Annotated in this window: 18 protein-coding genes; 5 read left to right on the forward strand and 13 right to left on the reverse strand. The window is 64.4% G+C overall.

The window, feature by feature from the left end:
• Positions 1 to 104: 104 nt before the first annotated feature.
• The 8 genes from murB to ACMGG8_RS25695 all read right to left on the reverse strand — a co-directional run bounded on the left by murB (position 105) and on the right by ACMGG8_RS25695 (position 6,959).
• The gene (gene murB, locus ACMGG8_RS25660) at positions 105 to 1,124 is read right to left on the reverse strand and encodes a UDP-N-acetylmuramate dehydrogenase (protein WP_060838231.1); all 1,020 of its coding nucleotides are present in this window, start codon (positions 1,122 to 1,124) and stop codon (positions 105 to 107) included.
• Entirely contained in the window at positions 1,121 to 1,585 is a 465-nt protein-coding gene (locus ACMGG8_RS25665) for a low molecular weight protein-tyrosine-phosphatase (RefSeq protein WP_060842854.1), read from the reverse strand. Before ACMGG8_RS25665 ends, murB begins: the two co-directional genes overlap by 4 nt.
• Entirely contained in the window at positions 1,585 to 2,349 is a 765-nt protein-coding gene (kdsB, locus tag ACMGG8_RS25670; protein ID WP_060842853.1) for a 3-deoxy-manno-octulosonate cytidylyltransferase, read from the reverse strand. The genes ACMGG8_RS25665 and kdsB overlap by 1 nt, the downstream gene beginning before the upstream one ends.
• Positions 2,346 to 2,531, reverse strand: a complete 186-nt coding sequence (locus ACMGG8_RS25675) for a Trm112 family protein (RefSeq protein WP_011060103.1) — start codon at positions 2,529 to 2,531, stop codon at positions 2,346 to 2,348. Before ACMGG8_RS25675 ends, kdsB begins: the two co-directional genes overlap by 4 nt.
• 23 nt (positions 2,532 to 2,554) lie before the next feature.
• A complete protein-coding gene (gene lpxK, locus ACMGG8_RS25680) occupies positions 2,555 to 3,565 on the reverse strand; it encodes a tetraacyldisaccharide 4'-kinase (RefSeq protein WP_414158682.1) in 1,011 nt (336 codons plus the stop codon).
• The gene (locus ACMGG8_RS25685; protein ID WP_060842852.1) at positions 3,565 to 3,993 is read right to left on the reverse strand and encodes an ExbD/TolR family protein; all 429 of its coding nucleotides are present in this window, start codon (positions 3,991 to 3,993) and stop codon (positions 3,565 to 3,567) included. Before ACMGG8_RS25685 ends, lpxK begins: the two co-directional genes overlap by 1 nt.
• Positions 3,990 to 4,625 carry a MotA/TolQ/ExbB proton channel family protein gene (locus ACMGG8_RS25690; RefSeq protein ID WP_016968261.1) on the reverse strand — a complete coding sequence of 212 codons (636 nt, stop codon included), beginning with the start codon at positions 4,623 to 4,625 and terminating at the stop codon, positions 3,990 to 3,992. The genes ACMGG8_RS25685 and ACMGG8_RS25690 overlap by 4 nt, the downstream gene beginning before the upstream one ends.
• A gap of 117 nt (positions 4,626 to 4,742) precedes the next feature.
• Positions 4,743 to 6,959 carry a DNA internalization-related competence protein ComEC/Rec2 gene (locus tag ACMGG8_RS25695; RefSeq protein WP_414158683.1) on the reverse strand — a complete coding sequence of 739 codons (2,217 nt, stop codon included), beginning with the start codon at positions 6,957 to 6,959 and terminating at the stop codon, positions 4,743 to 4,745.
• Between the two features lie 139 nt (positions 6,960 to 7,098).
• On the opposite strand from ACMGG8_RS25695, the gene ACMGG8_RS25700 reads away from it, so the two are divergent.
• Entirely contained in the window at positions 7,099 to 7,614 is a 516-nt protein-coding gene (locus tag ACMGG8_RS25700) for a DUF2062 domain-containing protein (RefSeq protein ID WP_060838225.1), read from the forward strand.
• Between the two features lie 53 nt (positions 7,615 to 7,667).
• Here the strand turns inward: ACMGG8_RS25700 and ACMGG8_RS25705 are convergent, their stop codons facing one another.
• From ACMGG8_RS25705 to ACMGG8_RS25720, 4 genes are all read right to left on the reverse strand, one after another.
• Positions 7,668 to 8,447 (reverse strand): ABC transporter permease, encoded by a 780-nt coding sequence (locus ACMGG8_RS25705; RefSeq protein WP_060838224.1) that lies wholly within the window; start codon positions 8,445 to 8,447, stop codon positions 7,668 to 7,670.
• Entirely contained in the window at positions 8,444 to 9,376 is a 933-nt protein-coding gene (locus tag ACMGG8_RS25710; RefSeq protein ID WP_060838223.1) for an ABC transporter ATP-binding protein, read from the reverse strand. The genes ACMGG8_RS25705 and ACMGG8_RS25710 overlap by 4 nt, the downstream gene beginning before the upstream one ends.
• 131 nt (positions 9,377 to 9,507) lie before the next feature.
• Positions 9,508 to 10,131: a glutathione S-transferase family protein gene (locus tag ACMGG8_RS25715; RefSeq protein WP_060838222.1), complete on the reverse strand. Its 624-nt coding sequence runs from the start codon at positions 10,129 to 10,131 to the stop codon at positions 9,508 to 9,510.
• A gap of 42 nt (positions 10,132 to 10,173) precedes the next feature.
• Positions 10,174 to 10,833: a transglutaminase-like domain-containing protein gene (locus tag ACMGG8_RS25720; RefSeq protein WP_060842849.1), complete on the reverse strand. Its 660-nt coding sequence runs from the start codon at positions 10,831 to 10,833 to the stop codon at positions 10,174 to 10,176.
• A 228-nt stretch (positions 10,834 to 11,061) separates the two neighbouring features.
• On the opposite strand from ACMGG8_RS25720, the gene ACMGG8_RS25725 reads away from it, so the two are divergent.
• Positions 11,062 to 13,509 carry an acyl-CoA dehydrogenase gene (locus ACMGG8_RS25725; protein WP_060838219.1) on the forward strand — a complete coding sequence of 816 codons (2,448 nt, stop codon included), beginning with the start codon at positions 11,062 to 11,064 and terminating at the stop codon, positions 13,507 to 13,509.
• 86 nt (positions 13,510 to 13,595) lie between these two features.
• Positions 13,596 to 14,003 carry a PA2817 family protein gene (locus tag ACMGG8_RS25730; protein ID WP_016968255.1) on the forward strand — a complete coding sequence of 136 codons (408 nt, stop codon included), beginning with the start codon at positions 13,596 to 13,598 and terminating at the stop codon, positions 14,001 to 14,003.
• 157 nt (positions 14,004 to 14,160) lie between these two features.
• On the opposite strand, the gene ACMGG8_RS25735 is transcribed toward ACMGG8_RS25730, so the two are convergent.
• On the reverse strand, positions 14,161 to 15,114 hold the full coding sequence (locus ACMGG8_RS25735) for a LysR family transcriptional regulator (protein ID WP_060838218.1): 954 nt from the start codon (positions 15,112 to 15,114) through the stop codon (positions 14,161 to 14,163).
• 89 nt (positions 15,115 to 15,203) lie between these two features.
• Here ACMGG8_RS25735 and ACMGG8_RS25740 point away from each other — a divergent pair, with 89 nt between their 5' ends.
• Together ACMGG8_RS25740 and ACMGG8_RS25745 are read left to right on the forward strand one after the other, a co-directional pair.
• Entirely contained in the window at positions 15,204 to 15,830 is a 627-nt protein-coding gene (locus tag ACMGG8_RS25740; RefSeq protein ID WP_060838217.1) for a hypothetical protein, read from the forward strand.
• Positions 15,831 to 15,874: 44 nt separating this feature from the next.
• A complete protein-coding gene (locus tag ACMGG8_RS25745) occupies positions 15,875 to 16,507 on the forward strand; it encodes a LysE family translocator (RefSeq protein WP_414158684.1) in 633 nt (210 codons plus the stop codon).
• The last annotated feature ends 45 nt before the right edge of the window (positions 16,508 to 16,552 follow it).

The following is a 16,552-nucleotide window of genomic DNA, read 5'->3' on the forward strand; positions in this document are numbered from 1 at the left end:
ATTGTTAGCAAGCTAAGTTAAGCCGCCGGACATAAAAAAGCCTTGCAGGGTGTGCACCGTGCAAGGCCTTGGGCTCAAGCGCTGAGCTTAGTTCAAGAGTCGCCTCAATACAGATTCGGCTCCATCTCCAGCTCGACACTGAAACGCTCGGCGATATCGCGCTGGATCCGCCGGGCCAGCTCCAGCAGTTGCAGGCCGGTGGCCGTGCCGTAGTTCACCAGCACCAGGGATTGCAGGCGATGGACCCCGGCATCGGCTTCACGAAAGCCCTTCCAGCCCGCCTGCTCGATCAGCCAGCCGGCCGCCAACTTGACCTGCCCATCGGCCTGGGGATAACCCACCAGCCCCGGATAGGCCTGCTTGATCTGCGCCGCCAGCAACGCCGGGACCACCGGGTTCTTGAAGAAACTGCCGGCATTGCCCAGCACCGCCGGGTCGGGAAGCTTCTCGCTGCGGATACTGCAGATCGCCCGACTGACGTCGCTGGCCGTCGGATGCTCGATGCCCTGCTCGTTCAGGCGCTGACGCACCGGACCGTACTCGAGGTGCAGATGATCGACGCGATTCAGGACAAAACGCACCCGCAGGATCAACCAGCGACCGGCCTCATGCTTGAACAGGCTATCGCGGTAAGCGAACTGGCACTGGGCCAGGTCAAAGTCGCGCAACTCCCCGGTTTGCCGGTCCAGGGCGGTCAGGCCGGCGAACACGTCCTTGATCTCCACGCCATAGGCGCCGATGTTCTGCATCGGCGCCGCGCCCACGGTGCCGGGAATCAGGCTGAGGTTCTCCAGCCCGGACAAGCCCTGCTCCAGGGTCCACTGCACGAAGGGATGCCAGGTTTCCCCGGCCTCGGCTTCCACCACCACCCGTTGCCCATCGTCGCTGAGCAGACGGATGCCGCGGCTGGCCATGCGCAGCACCAGGGCCCGGATATCCGCGGTCAGTAGCAGGTTGCTGCCACCACCGATCACCAGCAGGGGCAACTGCTGCGCGGCGCAATAGGCCAGGGCTTCGCGCACGTCGTCATCGCTGTGGGCCTGGGCAAAGCGCAGGGCCTTGACCTCGACTCCGAAGCTGTTGAACGGCTTGAGCGAGACATCGGACTGAATGTGCAGGGTCATAGCCGCCCCTTCAACTCGATCACCAGCCGGTCGCAGGCCTCTTCGATCAGGTCCAGCACCTGCTCGAAGCCCTGCTCGCCGTCGTAGTAGGGATCGGGCACCTCATCCAGGACCGACTCGTAACGGCGCAGGAACAGGTCCAGCTCGGCCTTGCCCCGGGCCGGCTGCAGGGCCTTGAGGTTGCGCAGGTTGCTCTGGTCCATGGCCAGGATCAGGTCATACACGGCGAAATCGGCACTGCCGACCTGCTGCGCCCGTTGCGCCGAAAGGTCGTAGCCACGGCGCAAGGCCGCCTGCTGGCTGCGTGAATCCGGGGCCTTGCCGATATGCCAGTCGCTGGTGCCAGCCGACGCGACCTGCACCTGATCGCCCAGGCCGGCGGCGCGCAACTTGTGGCGCAGCACACCCTCGGCAGTGGGCGAGCGACAGATATTGCCCAGGCAGACGAACAGAACCCGCATCAGGCCTCCAGCAGGCGCCGAACGCGCTCAAGGTCTTCGGCGGTATCGACGCCAGTGGGTGGGGCCTCCAGAGCATCGGCGACATGAATCCGCACGCCGTGCCACAAGGCACGCAACTGCTCCAGGGATTCGGTGTTTTCCAGCCAGCACGGGCCCCAGCTGACGAAGTCATGGAGGAAACCGGCGCGATAGGCATAGATGCCGATGTGGCGCCGGTAAGGCACGCCTTCCGGCAAGTGCTCATGACTCTTGGCGAAGGCATCCCGCGCCCAGGGCAAGGTGGCACGGCTGAAGGTCAGGGCCAGACCGTTGAGGTCCGTGACCACCTTGACCACGTTGGGATTGAACAGCGTCTGCACATCCTCGATCGGCTCGGCCAGGGTGGCCATGCGCGCCTCGGTGTGGGCCGCCAGGTTGGCCGCCACCTGATCGATCACCGAAGGCGGGATCAGCGGCTCGTCGCCTTGGACGTTGACCACGATGGCATCCGCCGCCAGGCCAAGCTGGCTGGCGACTTCCGCCAGGCGATCGGTCCCCGAGTTGTGGTCTTCCCGGGTCAGCAGCGCTTGCGCGCCAAAGCCCTGGCACGCCTCGACGATACGCGGGTCGTCGGTGGCCACCACCACACGCTCGGCGCCGCTCTTGCACGCCTGCTCCCAGACCCACTGGATCATCGGCTTGCCGGCAATCAGTTGCAGGGGCTTGCCCGGCAGGCGGGTGGAGGCAAAGCGTGCCGGGATGACCACGGTGAAGGCGCAGCTCATTTGTCCAGGCGCTCTTCGGTAGTCAGGGTACGGGCTTCGCTTTCCAGCATCACCGGGATGCCGTCGCGGATCGGATAGGCCAGGCCGGCGCCCTTGCTGATCAGCTCGGTCTTGTCGGCACTGAGTTTGAGCGGGCCCTTGCAGATCGGGCAGGCCAGGATGTCGAGCAGTTTGGTGTCCATGAGGTTTCCCTGGATAAAAGCGATTAAGGCAACAGACGATCAGGCAGCAGGCGCATCAGCTGGGTATCGAACCAGGCGATGAAGGCCGCGGACGGCACCGCATCCACCGCCAGGTACCACCAGTCGGCAGCCGCGAAGTCACGGCACTTGACCGCATCTTTCTCGGTCATGACCAACGGCAATGACGGGGTGAAGGCCAGGGCCTGCGCACTGTATTGAGCGTGATCGGCAAATGCATGGGGGACAGGCCGCCAGTGTAGCGTTTCAAGGGTATTGAAGAAACGCTGGGGGTTGCCGATACCGGCCACCGCGTGCACCGCCTGCCCTGGCGCGAAGTGCTCCACCGGGCGGCGCTCGCCGCTCTGCAGATTGACCAGCGCCGAAGGCTTGAGATGGAAGGCAAAGCCGTCGGCATGATCATCAAAGGCGCCGTTGTAGAGCAGTGCATCGACGCTCTGCAGGCGCTCCACCGGCTCGCGCAGGGGCCCGGCCGGCAAACAGCGGCGATTGCCCAGGCCGCGGGCCGCGTCGATCAGCACCAGCTCCAGGTCACGGGCCAGGCGGTAATGCTGCAGGCCGTCGTCGGAGAGAATCAGGTCCAGCGGTTCGGCGGCCAGCAAGGCCTGCACCGCGCGGCTGCGATCAGGGTCGATCATCAGCGGTACGCCACAGCGCTGGACGATCAGCAGCGGTTCATCGCCGGCCACCGCAGCGCTGTCATCGGCCGTCACCCGCCAGGGCAGTTGCGGCGGCTTGGCGCCATAGCCGCGACTGACCACCCCGACCCGCAGGCCAAGGCGCTGGCAGTGCGCCACCAGCCACAAGATCAACGGCGTCTTGCCCGTGCCGCCTACGGTAATGTTGCCCACCACGATCAACGGCACCGGCGGCTGATAGATCGCCCCCTCGCCCGCCAGAAAGCGCCGGCGCTTGCCCACCACCACTCGACGGTACAGGTATTCCAGAGGCTGCAGCAGCTTCAGCGCGGGATGGCCGTTGTACCAGGCGGCGAGCAAACGATCGGAGAGTGCCATCAGGGTGCCGGCGCCGCCTCGACGGTGGTCATGCGCAGGTGGCTGAAACCGAGCTTGCCGGCCGCGTCCATGGCAGTGATCACCGCTTGATGTTGAGTCTTGCCGTCGGCGCTGATGGACAGCGGCAGATGGGTGTCCCCTGCCGACTCCTTCTGCAAGGCCTCCATCAGGGTGGCCAGGTCACTTTTCGGCAGGACCTGATTGTTGACCGAGAACACCCCGTCGGCGCTGATGGCGATATCCAGCTGCTTGACCTCCTGGTCTTCGGCGGGTGAGCCGCTGACCGCTTCCGGCAGGTCGACCCGCAACTGGGTCTCCCGGGTAAAGGTGGTGGTGACGACGAAAAACAGCAGCAGGATGAACACCACGTCAATCAATGACGCAAGGTTGATGTCCACGGTTTCCCGGGGTTTGCGACGGAATTTCACGCTTTGCCCTCGGCCAGGTCGACATCGCGGTCACCCTGGATCACTTCCACCAGCTTGATCGCCTCCTGTTCCATGCCCACCACCAGCTCATCGACCCGACGTTGCAGGAAGCGGTGGAAGAACACCGAAGGAATCCCCACCATCAGGCCCGCGGCAGTGGTGATCAAGGCCTTGGAAATACCGCCGGCCAGCACGTGGGCGTTGGTGGTCATGCCCGAGCCCATGAACGAACTGAAGATGTCGATCATGCCCAGCACCGTGCCCAAGAGGCCCAGCAGCGGGGCCATGGCGGCGATGGTGCCGAGGGCATTGAGGTAGCGCTCCAGCTCGTGGATCACGCGGGCTGCCGCCTCTTCAATGCATTCCTTCATGATCTCGCGACCATGCTTGGAGTTGGCCAGGCCCGCGGCCAGGATCTCCCCCAGGGGCGAATCGGCGCGCAGCTCCTTGAGCTTTTCCTTGTTCAGTTGCTTGTCCTTGATCCAGCGCCAGACCTGACCCAACAGATGGGGCGGGGTGACCCGGCTGGCCCGCAGGGTCCACAAACGCTCGGCAATGATGCCCACAGCCGCGATGGAACTCAGAATGATCGGCAACATCATCCAGCCGCCGGATTTGACCAATTCCCACACAGTGACAGTCCCCTCGAAAAAGTGCGCCACTCTAACATAGGGGCCGGACGCACCGAAGACCGTGATGTCGCATGCTCACAGGCTTTAATAACTCACGGTTATTTAAGGCATTAGTGCTCAATCGCGCCAGAAACGCCGCTGCGCGCGCAGGCTTTGCACGGGCCCGAAAGTCCCCAGGCGCAGTTTCAGCGCTCCTTGATCGGCGCTGTCATGCACAACCACCCCCAGCCGTCGATAGCGCGCCAGTACCTCGGCATGGGGATGACCGAAGGCATTGCCCCGCCCGCGGGAAATCAGCACCGCGGTCGGTCGCAGGCGTTGCAGCAGGGCCATGGACGAAGAAGTGCGACTGCCATGATGGGGGGCCTGCAACCAGTGGGTGTGAACCGCCAGCGGACTGGCGAGCAATGCCCGTTCGGCATGCACGTCGATGTCGCCGGTGAGCAACAGCCGCTCGCCCCGAGCCTCGACCTGCAACACGCAGGAAGCCTGGTTGCCATCGGCCGCCGCCGGCCATTGCCACAGCAAAAAGCGCACCCCATTCCATTGCCAGCCCAGGCCCGACTCGCAAGGCTGTGCTTGCAGGGCGTCGGGCAATGCCCCGGGCTCGCCGCTGCGCACCCGGGCCACATCGATTCCGCGCCAGACCGCCAGGGCGCCACCGGCATGATCGTTGTCGGCATGACTGAGCAGCATCAGGTCCAGCTGCCTGATCCCCAGCTTGCGCAAGCTGGGCAGCACCACCCGCTCGCCGAGATCGAAATCCCCCACCCGGGCGCCGGCATCGTAGAGCATGGCGTGATCGCGGGTGCGCAGGAGCATCGACAGCCCCTGCCCCACGTCCAGTTGCCAGACCTCCACCTCACCCTCGGGCAGCACTTGCTCGGGCGGCCAGATGGCCAATAGCAACAGCGGCCACCCCAGCACCCGCAGCGGTACACCGCTGGGCAGGAGCAACAGCAAGGCCCCCAGGGCACTGAGCCCCCAAAGCCACCAGGGCAGCAACGGCGCCACCCAGGCCGGCCAGGCACCGGCGATCGTCCCCAACAAAAGGAACAGCCCATCCAGCAGCCCCCCGGCCAGCCACAGCAAACCCTCGCCCACATGTGGCACCGGCAGCAACAGACAACCCAGCAGGGCCGGCGGCAGCACCAGCAGACTGATCCACGGCACCGCCAGCAGATTGGCCAGGGGACCGCTGAAACTGATGGGCAACCCCAGGGCCAGCAGCGGCGGCAGCAAGCCAATGGCGATCAGCCACTGCGCACGGCTCCAGGCCTGCCACCAGCGCCAGCGCCCCAGGCGCCCGGCGAAGGTAAGAAGCAGGATCGCCACCGCGGCAAAGGACAGCCAGAATCCCGGCTGCAGACTGGCCAGGGGCTCGAACAGCAACACCGCATTCAACGCCAGCAGCCAGGGTCGCCAGACGCCCAGATGGCGAAAGCGCAGCCGCCAGAGCAGGACCAGGGCGACCATCACGCAAGCCCGTTGCACCGGCACATCGAACCCGGCCAGCAGGCCGTAGCCCAGAGCCCCGAGAAAGGCCAGGGCACAGGCCCAGGGCAGCCATGGCCGGCGCTCGGGCCAGATGCCCCAGCGGGCAAGCCCGGCCACCCCGAGGTAGATCACCCCGGCCAGCAGGCTGATGTGCTGACCGGAAATCACCATCAGGTGAACCGTGCCGGTGTCCTGCAGCACCTGCCAGTCCTGGCGCGTCAGCCCCGAGCCGTCGCCCATCACCAGTGCCGCCAGCCCGGCGCCACGCCCTTGTGCCTCGACACCCAGCAGGTGCTGGCGCAGGCCCTCGCGCCAGGCCAGGCGGGCGGGCCTGAGCAACTGCCCGGCCTTGACCGTGCCGGTGGCCCCGATGCGCCGCGCCAGCAGCCAGGCCTGGTGATCGAACCCCTGGACATTGAGCAGCCCGGCAGGACGCCGCAACGTGACCGCCAGGCGCCAGCGCTCGCCACTGTGCAGCGGCGGGGCGTCGTGCCAGGCCAGGCGTATCCGCCGCGGCAGACGCTCGCGTCGCGCCTGGGCACCCTGCAGCTCAAAGCGCACCACGCCCTGGCCCTGCTCCGGCAAACCACTGACCTGCCCCTCCAGCCAGCGGGTCTGTCCTTCCAGGCCAGGAGCCAGGCGATCATTCAGGGCCCAATGCCCGGAAACGCAAGCCCAGGCGAAACCGAAGAGAAAAAATGCCACGGGATGTGTACGAAACGGCAGCAGCATCAGCCCCACGACCGCCAACGCCAGCAACAGCCAGACCGGCGGCAACACCGGTAGAAAACCCAGCGCCAGCAGCCCCGCGGCCAGTGCCAGCAACCCCGTCCCCATCAGCCAGCCCCTCCTTGGCAGTCCCTACTCTGGGCTTAGCCGAGGATCGGCGGCGCGGCTTTATCATTTGTCACAATGTCTGAATTTGCCCTGACTAGAATCCGTTCATAATCGCGGCCTGATCCAACCGAGAAGCCTTATGCCCCGGCGCTTATTCAAACGTTACATGCCAGATCCGGCCAGCATCCGGGAACACAAGTCCTTACGCTTTCTTGGCACGCTGTTGCATGACGCCAACCTCTGGCACCTCAATCGACACTCCGTGGCCCGCGCCATGGCGGTGGGCTTGTTCGCCGCCTTCATCCCCATTCCGATGCAGATGCTGCTGGCGGCGGTGCTGGCCGTCTGGCTGCGGGCCAACATGCCCATCAGTGTCAGCCTGGTGTGGCTGACCAATCCCATCACCATGCCGCCGGTGTTCTTCTGCACCTATCAACTGGGGGCCTGGCTGATGAACGTGCCGGCCCGCACCCTGCCCGACGAGTTGACCTGGGAGTGGATCAGCGGTCAGCTCAGCACCCTGTGGCAACCCTTTCTCCTGGGGTCGGTGGTGGCCGGCCTGGTGCTGGGAGCCGCGGCCTATTGCCTGACCATGCTCTATTGGCGCTGGTGGGTCGCTCGCCAGTGGCGCAGGCGCAAGCAGCAGCGCCTATGAACAACGCAAACGGCCTCCCGAAGGAGGCCGTTTGCATCAGACGCGCAAGCCGTTCACTGACGCATGCCGCGCCCGCTGACCAGCAACCGGGCGCAACCGATGTACAGCACCACGGTGGCCACCAGCATGAACGTAATGGCCACGCTGATCCGGATGTCCGACACCCCGAGGATGCCGAAGCGGAAGGCGTTGACCATGTGCAGCACCGGGTTGGCCAGGGACACGGTCTGCCAGAACGGCGGCAGCAGGTTGATCGAATAGAACACCCCGCCCAGGTAGGTCAGGGGGGTCAGCACGAACGTCGGAATGATCGAGATGTCATCGAAGTTGCGCGCGAACACCGCGTTGATGAAGCCCAGCAACGAGAATATGGTCGCCGTCAGCACCACCACCAGCACGGTGACGCCCAGGTGATGCACCTGCAACGTGGTGAAAAACAGCGACAGCAGGGTCACGATGATCCCCACCATCAGGCCCCGCAGGACCCCGCCAAGGGTGTAGCCGATCAGGATGGTGTGCGGCGACACCGGCGATACCATCAGTTCCTCGATCGAGCGCTGGAACTTGCTGCCGAAGAAACTCGACACCACGTTGCCGTAGGAGTTGGTGATCACCGACATCATGATCAGCCCCGGCACGATGTACTCCATGTAGGTGAAGCCACCCATATCGCCGATCTGCCGCCCGATCAGGTTACCGAAGATGACGAAGTACAGGACCATGGTGATGGCCGGCGGCAGCAGGGTCTGCGGCCAGATCCGGGTGAAGCGGCGGATCTCCCGATAGACGATGGTGTTGAGTGCCACCAGGTTGGGTTTCAACTCCGAACTCATACCGCCACCTTCGATAGATTCTTCTCCACCAGGGACACGAACAGCTCCTCAAGTCGGTTGGTTTTGTTACGCAGGCTCAAGACCTCGATGTTCTGCAGGGCCAGCTGACCGAACAGCGCGGTGATGCCGACGGCCTTGTCCACCTGGACTTCCAGGGTGTGGCTGTCGACCAGCCGGGTTGGATAGCCGGCCAACTGCGGCGCCACGCTGAGGTCGTGCTTGAGGTCGAGCAGGAAGGTTTCCACATGCAGCTGACTCAGCAGCTGACGCATGCTGGTGTTCTCGACGATGGTGCCGTGGTCGATGATGCCGATGTTGCGGCACAGCTGTTCAGCCTCTTCCAGGTAATGGGTGGTGAGGATGATGGTGATGCCTTTCTGGTTGAGCTCGGTGAGGAAGGTCCACATCGAGCGACGCAGCTCGATGTCGACCCCGGCAGTGGGTTCGTCGAGGATCAGCAGGCGCGGCTCGTGGACCAGGGCCCGAGCGATCATCAGGCGTCGCTTCATGCCACCGGACAGGGAGCGTGAAGGCACATCGCGCTTGTCCCACAGGCCGAGCTGGGTCAGGTACTGCTCGGCCCGCTCCTTGGCGATTCTCGCCGGAATGCCGTAGTAGCCGGCCTGGGTCACGACGATGTCGAAGGTCTTCTCGAACTGGTTGAAATTGAATTCCTGCGGCACCACACCGATGCAGCGCTTGAGCGCCGCCGGCTCACGATCAAGGTCGTGGCCGAAGACATTGACGCTGCCGCTGGTCTTGTTCACCAGGGTCGAGAGAATGCCGATGGTGGTGGATTTACCGGCCCCGTTAGGGCCGAGCAGGGCGAAGAAATCACCTTCGGCGACGTCCAGATCGATACCACTCAGGGCCTGGAAACCGTTGCCGTAGGTTTTGGTTAGCTGCCGGATGGACAGAGCGGAACTCATATCGGATTCATGCACCAAGAAGGGGAATTGAATAAGTAAGGGCGGTCCGGTCGGATTGCAACGACGCCGGACGCACGCCATGGTGCGGGTCCAAGCCACGCAAGTACAGTCACGCTTGTTGATAGTGGGTATTAAGTCAAAGCGGTCATGACTGCCTGACGATAGGCCGGGCGCTGCTTCAAACGCTCATACCAGGCTTGCAGATGGGGCATCGACGGCCGCTCGATGGGCATTTCAAACCAGGCATAGATGAAGCTGCCCAGCGGGATATCGCCGACCCCGATCTCTTCTCCCGACAGATAGGGCTGCCCGGCCAGCGTCTGCTCGACCCGGGCCAGCAGCTCGACGCAGGTTGCCTTGGCGGCATTGATCTGTTGCCAGTCCTGCTGCGCCGCCGGAGTGCGCAATATGCCCCAGAACAGATGGCGGAAAGGTTCGGCGAAGGTCGAGGTGGTCCAGTCCATCCACTTCTCGGCACTGGCCCGGGCCTGCACATCGGCCGGATACCAGTGGCTGTTGGCGGCATGCCGAGCAGCCAGGTAACGCACGATGGTGTTGGACTCCCAGAGCACGAAGCCGTCGTCTTCAATCAACGGGATGCGCCCGTTGGGGTTCAGCGCCCGGTAGGCCGGAGTGTCCACCACGCCAAAGGCGCCCCCGGCATCCAGGGACTCATAAGCCAGCCCCAGTTCTTGGGCACACCACAACGCCTTCCTGACATTCGACGAGTTCTTGCGACCCCAGATCTTCAGCATGACCATCCCTCAGTTATGAATGCCGGGGCAGTCTACGCCGGATCAGCCGCGACTCAAATCACTGCGGATGTCCCCCTGCAGAACGCCTCCCTGCTCGCCGAACAGATGGGGATAGCATGCCTGCAGGTGGCTGAAGAACAGCGCCTGCGGCACATCGGCGAAGTGCCCATGGTCCACCAGGTACTCCATCGACTGGTCGCCCTGACGGTTGAAGGGGTGAAAGACACTGTCCTGCACCCCGTCAAACTCCAGCGGCGCCACATCGAACAGCTCGCACAGACTCTGGTTGAACGCCGGCGTGGCCTTGACCCAACGCCCCTGCAGGTACAGCTCGGTGTAGCCGTGCATGGCGAACACATCACTGCGCAACAGCTCCAGCAGACGCGGGGTCGACAAGTGATTGCGCACGTCCGCCAGGCCGATGCGCGCGGGGATCCCGCAATGCCGGGCACAAGCGGCCAGCAGAGTGGCCTTGGGCACACAGTAGCTTTCGCCGGCGGCCAGGGCATGACTGCCCCGCAGGGTTTGCGGATCAGGGCTGAAGGAATAGAAGTTGTAACGCACGGCCTCACGCACCGCGTAATAAAGGTTTACCGCCTGCTGCCGCGGATCGCCGCCGGCACCGCGATGAAATTCGGCGAACTCCACCACCGCAGGGTGGTCACTATCGATGAAGCGGCTGGGACGCAAGTACTGGTTCATGGGCAAAACCTCCAAGCGAAGCCTGGAGTCTATCGAGACGTCCGCCCTGGCGATAACGACGTTTCGGCCAAAGATCAGGGTCGGCCCGAGTACCACCAGCCGTTCGTCAAAGCCCCCACTGGCCGGCAAAGTCAACCGTTGCACCCGCACCGCCGCGATCACCCGCTTTGTCGGAGGCCGACTAAGCTCTGAGGGTGATTTGGCCCCTGGCTTCATGGAGGATTGAATATGCTGTTGTTGTGGATACTGGTTTTGCTGGTCGGGGTCGCCTACCTGGCGCACCGTCGCACCGCTCCCCTGCCCGCCCTGGGCGCCGTCGCCGTCTACCTGCTGGCCATGGGTGCCTTCAGCCGGGCTCCCGGCTGGCTGCTGCTGGTGTTCTGGATAGTGCTGGCGGCCGTTGCCGCGCCGCTGTTGCTGCCCGACCTGCGCCGCAAGTACTTCAGCGCCCCGTTGTTCGCCTGGTTCCAGAAAGTTCTGCCGCCCATGTCGCAAACCGAGCGCGACGCCATCGATGCCGGCACCGTTTGGTGGGACGGCGAGCTGTTCAGCGGCCGCCCCGACTGGAACACCTTGCTGGCCTATCCCAAGGCCCAACTGACCGCTGAAGAACAGGCGTTCATCGACGGCCCCACCGAAGAACTCTGCGCCATGGTCAGCGACTGGCAGATCGGCCAGCACATGGACCTGCCTGCCGCGGCCTGGGCCCATATCAAGGAGCACGGTTTCTTTGCCCTGATCATTCCCAAGGAGTACGGCGGCAAAGGCTTTTCCGCCTACGCCCACTCCCAGGTGGCGATGAAACTGGCCACCCGCAGCGGCGACCTGGCCTCGACCGTCATGGTCCCCAACTCCCTGGGCCCGGCCGAACTGCTGTTGCATTACGGCACCGATGAACAACGCAATCACTACCTGCCGCGCCTGGCCCGCGGTGACGACATTCCCTGCTTCGCCCTCACCGGCCCGCTGGCAGGCTCCGACGCCGGCGCGATGCCCGACACCGGCATCATCTGCAAGGGTCAATGGCAAGGCGAGGAAACCCTCGGCCTGCGCCTGAACTGGGAAAAGCGCTACATCACCCTGGGCCCGGTGGCCACCCTGCTGGGCCTGGCCTTCAAGGCCCACGACCCGGACCATCTGTTGGGCGAGCAGGAAGACCTGGGCATCAGTCTGGCGTTGATCCCCACCGACACCCCGGGGGTGGAGATCGGCCGCCGCCACCTGCCCCTGGGCGCCGCCTTCATGAACGGCCCGAACTCCGGCAAGGACGTGTTCATTCCCCTGGACTACCTGATCGGCGGCCGGGAGATGCTCGGCAAAGGCTGGATGATGCTGATGAACTGCCTGTCGGTGGGACGCTCGATCTCCCTGCCGGCGGTGGGCACCGGCGCCGCCAAGTTCACCAGCCTGGTGACCGGCCAGTACGCCCAGGTGCGCGAACAGTTCAACGTGCCACTGGCAGCCTTCGAGGGCATCCAGGAAGCCCTGGCCCGCCTCGGCGGCAACGCCTGGCTGATGGACAGCGCGCGCATGCTCACCGCCAATGCCGTGGACCTGGGGGAAAAGCCCTCGGTGCTCTCGGCCATCCTCAAGTACCACCTCACCGAGCGCGGACGCGAGTGCATCAGCCACGCCATGGACGTGCACGGCGGCAAGGGCATCATCATGGGGCCCAACAACTACCTGGGCCGCAGCTGGCAGGGCGCACCGATCTTCATCACCGTGGAAGGCGCCAACATCCTCTCGCGCAACCTGATGATCTTTGGCCAGGGGGCGATCCGCTGCCACCCGTTCGTGCTCAAGGAAATGGCGCTGGCCGGACGCGAGGACCATGACCAGGCGCTGAAGGAGTTCGATGCCCTTCTGCTCCAGCACATTGGTTTTGCCGTGAGCAATGCCGCCAGCACCCTGGTGCTGAACCTGGGCCTGGGCCACTTCGAACAGGCCCCCGGCGACCCGCTCAGCCAGCGCTACTTCCGCGCCCTGAACCGCCAGGCCGCGGCCTTTGCCCTGCTGGCCGACTTTTCCATGATGCTCCTGGGAGGCGAGCTCAAGCGGCGCGAGCGGCTCTCGGCGCGCCTGGGCGATGTGCTCAGCCACCTGTACCTGGCCTCGGCGGCACTCAAGCGCTATCACGATCTGGATTCACCGGAGTACCTGCGGCCCCTGCTGACCTGGGCCCTGGAAGAAAGCCTCGGCCACTCCGAACGCGCCCTGGACGAGTTGCTCAGCAACTTCCCCAGCCGCCTCTTCGGCTGCCTGCTACGGGTCTTGGTGTTTCCCTTCGGCCGTCGCCATACCGGGCCGTCGGACCGCCAGGATGCCGAAGTGGCGCAAATCATTGGCCGCGCCCAGGGCGACCCGGCCCTGGAAGCGGTACTCGCCGGCTGCTATCGCCCGCAATCCACGGACGATCCGGTAGGCGCCCTGCAGCACGCCTGCAACCTGCTGAGCGCGAGCCATCCACTGCAGAAAAAACTCCACGAAGCGCTGAAAAGCGGCCAGGTCAAACCGGCGGCCGGTGAATCGGCCATCGATGCGGCCCTGGAGGCCGGCGTGCTGCAAGCGGCCGAAGCCCAGAGCCTGCGGGATGCCGAAGCGGCGCGACGCAAAGTCATCGACGTGGACGACTTCGCCAAGGAGGATCTGACCTTGATTGAGGGCAAGACCCGCTGAACGGCGGCCCTTGAGGCAGGCCGATTATGAAACCGGGCGCTGGGGCTATATACTCCCGCGCCCGTTTTGCTCTTGAGGACCCTGTCATGTCCAACGTCGTCGCCGATCATCTCGTCCTCCTGGACCACCTGCGCAGCATCCTGGTGGCGGTGGGAGAAGCCGAACAGGTTCCCGAGGAAAGCCATGCGCTGTTCCTGGAGCGCTTCGACGAACTGCGCGCCTCGCTGCCGATCGACCCGATCGAAAGCCAGTACCTGGGCCAGGACCTGCTGTGCCAGATCATGCAGCGCTATCCGCAGATCGCTCACCTGGTACCTCGCGACCTGCTGTGGTTCTTCGCCGGCGACTGCCTGCACTACATGCCCGATGAAGAAATCGACCTGTACCAGGCCCTGGAAGAACGCCGCTTCGAAGCCGAGCAGAACGACGAGCCCTTCGACTGGAACCAGGAAAAACAGCTGCTGGCGCTCTCCGCCCAGGACAGCAAGCACTGATCGCCGCGCCTCGCGCAGCCAAGGCCCGCCCGGTTCGTCCGGCGGGCCTTTTTTGTGCCCGCCTTAGCGCGTCGTCCTCGTAGGAGCCGGCTTGCCGGCGAAGAGGCCCTTGGGTCTTGCATCGCCCTCAGAGACACCTTCGCTGGCAAGCCAGCGCCTACAAGATGCGTTCGCCCTTGCCGGGGCGGTGCAGGGTCGGCTCCCTGGCCAGGCACTCCACCAGATAGTCGATGAACACCCGCAGCTTGGGCGGCAAGTAGCGGGTCGGCGAATGCAGGAGCCAGGCCCCGCCGTGGTAGGAGGCAAGAAAGGTCCACTCCGGCAGCACCTGGACGATCAGTCCCTGCTCCAGGGCATGACGCGCGGTGAAATACGGCAGGCTGCCGATGCCCAGATGCTGCAGCACCGCGTCCAGGCGCACACCGGTGTGGTTGGCGGCGTAACGCCCGCGCACACCGACAGTCACCGCCTTGCCGCCCTGGGTGAATTTCCAGCGGGCGTCGCTGGGGGTCTCCCCGAGATAGATGCAACTGTGCTGACGCAGATCCTGTGGGTGCAACGGCGTGCCATGTTCCGCCAGATACTGCGGGGTGGCACACAGCAGGTGATCGATGCGCAACAACTGGCGCCCGATCAAGCCCGGCGGCGGGCGATCGGTGATGCGGATCGCCAGGTCGACATTGTCTTCGATCAGGTCGATATCCCTGTCTTCATGCAGCAGTTCGACATCCACCTTCGGGTAGCGCCGCAGAAACTCCGGCATATGGGGATGCACCACGAATCGTCCCACCGCCTTGGGCACGCTGACTCGCACCACGCCTTCGGCCTCATGGGTGAACTGACCACTGATCTCCATGACCGAACGGGCCGCGCTGACCATTTCGCTGCAACGCTTGAACACCTCTTCGCCGCCGTCGCTCAAGCGCAACTTGCGGGTGGTGCGTTGCAGCAGGCGGGTGGCCAGGGCCTTCTCCAGGCGCGAAATGCTGCGACTGACGGCAGACGGCGAGGACCCCAACTGGCGCGCGGCTTCGGAGAAGCTGCCGGTTTCCACCACCCTGACGAAGATGGCCATTTCCGCCAGTAATGGCAGCGGTAGATTTATGCTCATGACGCAATAGTCCATTGAGTTTTGAACGGATTATCACGCAATTACCCAGGCCCCATAATAAAAAATCATTTGGATTCAGGGTTTGAGAAATGACGCTTCGCCTGTACTACGAACATGACCTGCTGACCGCCCAGGTCGAACTGCTGAGCTGCCTCCCCCGGGACGGGCTGTTTGCCGCAACCTTGCATGCCACGCCCTTTCACCCCCAGGGCGGCGGCCAGCCCAGCGACACCGGCTGGATCGGCGCCGCGCAGGTGCTGCGGGTCGCCCAGGAAGATGAGCAGATCGTGCATTACCTGAACCAGCCTCTGACACCGGGAAGCCATGCGGCTCGCGTGGATGAGCCGCAGCGCCTATTCAACAGCCGCATGCATTCGGCCGGGCACCTGATCGGCCACTTTGTGCAAAGCCAGGGCTGGACGCCGATCAAGGCCCATCACTGGCCGGGAGAGGGCCGGGTCTCATTCAAACCGGGCGAACAACCTGGGGAAATCGACTGCGCCAGGGTGCAGAACGCCCTCGAACAATGGATTGGCGAGGATTTGCCCCGACATATTTCCCTGGCCGCCGGAACCCGCCAGGTCGGGTTTGGCCCGCTGCCCGCCTATGGTTGCGGTGGCACCCATGTCCAGCACCTGCAACAACTGGGACGGGTGAGCATCGACTCGGTCTCGCAGAAGAAAGGCATTCTCTCGGTCAGCTACAGCCTCGACTGAAAACGCCCGCGCCCCCCCCCTCCAAACTGCTTTGCGGAGTCAGCATGCTGTCCAATTATCTTGGCGAGTTTCTCGCCCTGGCCCTGGTTCACTTCCTCGCCGTGGTCGCCCCGGGGCCGGACTTTGCCGTCACCATCCGCCAGAGCGTGCGCTTCGGCCGGATGACCGGGGTCTGCACCGCCCTGGGGATCGGCGCCGGTATTTCAGTGCACGTGCTCTACACCCTGCTGGGAGTCGGCGCCTTGATGCACGCGACGCCCTGGCTGCTGAGCGCCGCCAAACTGCTGGGCGCCGTCTACATCCTGTACCTGGGTGTCAGCCTGTTGCGCAGCAAGGCCAAGACCGCGATCCCGGGTGAAACCGCGCAGGATGAACCACAACAGACCCTGTTGCGGGCCTTTACCACCGGATTCCTGACCAACGCCACCAACCCCAAGGCGACCCTGTTTTTCCTGGCGATCTTCACCACCCTGGTCAGCGCCACCACACCGCTGGGCATTCAGGCGGCGTATGGGGCCTGGATGTGCCTGGTCAACGCTTTATGGTTCGTGATCGTCGCGCTGTTCTTTTCCAGCGCCCGGGTGCGCCTGCTGTTCATGCGCCTGGGGCACTGGTTCGAGCGCTGCATGGGACTGATCCTGCTGCTGTTCGCCGGACGCCTGTTGCTGTCGCTGTAAGCGCCCCATGACAAAGGCCCGCACAGTCGTCTGACTGGCGGGCCT

This window comes from Pseudomonas sp. BNK-45, from assembly GCF_047456255.1.
GTDB lineage: Bacteria > Pseudomonadota > Gammaproteobacteria > Pseudomonadales > Pseudomonadaceae > Aquipseudomonas.